This is a genomic window from Dethiosulfovibrio salsuginis, assembly GCF_900177735.1.
GTDB classification, from domain to species: Bacteria; Synergistota; Synergistia; order Synergistales; family Dethiosulfovibrionaceae; genus Dethiosulfovibrio; species Dethiosulfovibrio salsuginis.
In genome coordinates, this window is sequence record NZ_FXBB01000063.1 from 1 (window position 1) to 2,238 (window position 2,238).

2 protein-coding genes are annotated in these 2,238 nt (G+C 45.0%); both read right to left on the reverse strand.

What is annotated here, in order from left to right; all coding sequences use genetic code 11:
- Positions 1–200 precede the first annotated feature (200 nt).
- Positions 201–524 (reverse strand): hypothetical protein, encoded by a 324-nt coding sequence (locus tag B9Y55_RS12915; protein ID WP_085545751.1) that lies wholly within the window; start codon positions 522–524, stop codon positions 201–203.
- A 66-nt stretch (positions 525–590) separates the two neighbouring features.
- On the reverse strand, positions 591–2,012 hold the full coding sequence (locus tag B9Y55_RS12920; protein WP_085545752.1) for an acetate and sugar kinases/Hsc70/actin family protein: 1,422 nt from the start codon (positions 2,010–2,012) through the stop codon (positions 591–593).
- Between the last annotated feature and the right edge of the window lie 226 nt (positions 2,013–2,238).

Here is a 2,238-nt window from a genome sequence, read left to right on the forward strand (position 1 = left end):
CTCGCAGCGGAGTAAGCTCGCTGCGAGCTTTTTTATGACAAGATTATCCCATCTGTTGCCGAGATAGTCGATGTACTGCTAGGTTTGACGCTTACCTTTCAGCTTAAAAAAATCAAGATCGAGTTGGATGTTAAGGGTTTCGTCCTAAATAAGAGCCATCGGTCCAGCACGTATAGGACCGATGGCTCTTATTGTCTTTTTTAGGGAGTGGGGATGAAGGCTGGTTCTCCTGTGCTTCCTAGGTATCGGTCTTGCTCTATCTCCAGATAGCGGGAGACCTCGGAGAAACTGCAATCAATGCTACCTTCCTTCCCCAGCTTGGCGGACAGGGCTCCCCACGGATTGGATCCCTGCCGGTACATATTGCCGAGGTGATCGTCCAGCGGCATGAACACCTGAAGCAGCTCCTTTTCGATATCCTCGGCCATGTCGCCCTTCCCTACGAAAACGTTGACCTTTGGGGAGAAATCTATGTCTATGCCCTCGAAATTGGTGAAGTTCCTGAGGCTTAGTGACTTTATCACGGCTGAAATCCCTCCCAAATGTATGACCTGATATGACCTTGATCTGAGTTTGTGGTCGTTGGTTTTTCAGTGAGTGTCATTGTAGACGGCACCGTAGTAGCCGTCCCTCTCGGTCTTGGCATATATCCTTTTGGGTGTCTGATCAGGGCAGTCTTTAGGTAAATTGAAGTCTGATAGTGTGGGAGTTGGAATAGTTAAGCCGTAGGCGACGATCATCCTGTGGAATATATGTGGGTCTCCTGCGAAATTCCGTGGATTAGTCCTAAGCTTTTCCACGGGATAAGGACCCCAAGAAGGTTCGTACCAACACTGTCCGAAAATATCCTCTGTGCCAGGAAGATCGCTGCCTCCTCCACATATAAGCACCTTAACCATATCTTTATCCCAACTACGTGCATCTGTGTTTTTATCGTAGGCGGGTCCCCATACCGAAAAACGACTATCTTCCCATATTTTTTTAAGCTTAGTCTCTACAATTTCTATAGTTTCTTCGCTTTGAGGGTAGGCTTTAAGGCTCAGTTTAGTTAGTTTGAGGCTGATTTGACGGGAGCTTAGGTACTCCCCTTGTTTGGCGAAGAACTTAAACAGGTCTGCCTCGATCTCGTCGACGCCACCGGGGATTGTCACTGCGTTGTACCAGTTGATAGTTTTCTCTCCATCCTCGTTGTTTATGTTGAATATCGAAAAGTCTACCGTCCCTGCCCCGATATCGATAACGCCGTGAATTTTGTATTCTGCACCGAGAGATTCTGTATAGCAGGCTGTCAAAGCAACTGCTTCTGGCACTAAGTTGATATCTGGTTTTCTTTTCTGGGTGTCTTCATAAGACGAAAAATCTTTCTGCCAGAGTAGTGATATATACTCGAGTAAATCAAAGTCAAGAGAATAACCGTCTTGACCCATAAGGTCTCTGATAATATCCAATGTTTTTTCGCAGTTATTTAATACGTCTTTTTGCTCGTAGCTGTCTATCGGTAAACATATATTGTATGAGAATATGATCTCTCTGTCGTCTTTTTGTCTGGATACTGCTTCTCTTATAGATTTTTGTGCTGTTTTTATAATCCAAGACAAATAAATAGCTATCATATATCCAGGGTTGCGTAACTCTTCACTCAAATTACATTCAGTACAATAAGCATTGAACCGGTGCATGTTGTCTTTGTATTCTGCTTTATCGGTCATTCCCATGGATTTATTCGCCCCAAGGAACAGCATCTTCAGATATCTGGCGCCCTTTCCCCATTTATTTTCCGATAAAAAATTTTCCGCATCTTGACCGAGGAGGATCCTCCCCTCGTCGAAGGCCATCAGAGAGGGCATGAGATAGCCGTTCTCTGCACCTGCGTTTATCTCCAGAGGGTAGACCTTGTTATCTTGATTGCCCTCAAATCGATAAGCTATTTTAGTGAAACTAGTCCCAAAGTCAATTCCAACGGTGGCGTGTATTGGCTTTTTGCTTTTGATCCTAACTTTTGGGCTACTCATGACTACACTCCTTTTCATGGTAAATTGGTAACTATTCAGTCCCCCCGCCGATTTAGGTCCTAAACCAGCAGTTCCTTAGTTTCTTGCAACGTGATATCATGGCATCAGAATAAATCTGAAAGGAGGCCTATCGTAAGCGTCAAAGCTAGCAGTACCTCGTAGCATCATCATCGGCGTGAGATAATCGCCCCACGATGAAGACTGAAGGGAACTCAATCAGTACGGG

What these genes read in the sequence shown, in the direction of transcription:
- B9Y55_RS12920 (WP_085545752.1), bottom strand. Translation starts at nt 2,012, where the DNA reads ATGAGTAGCCCAAAAGTTAGGATCAAAAGCAAAAAGCCAATACACGCC.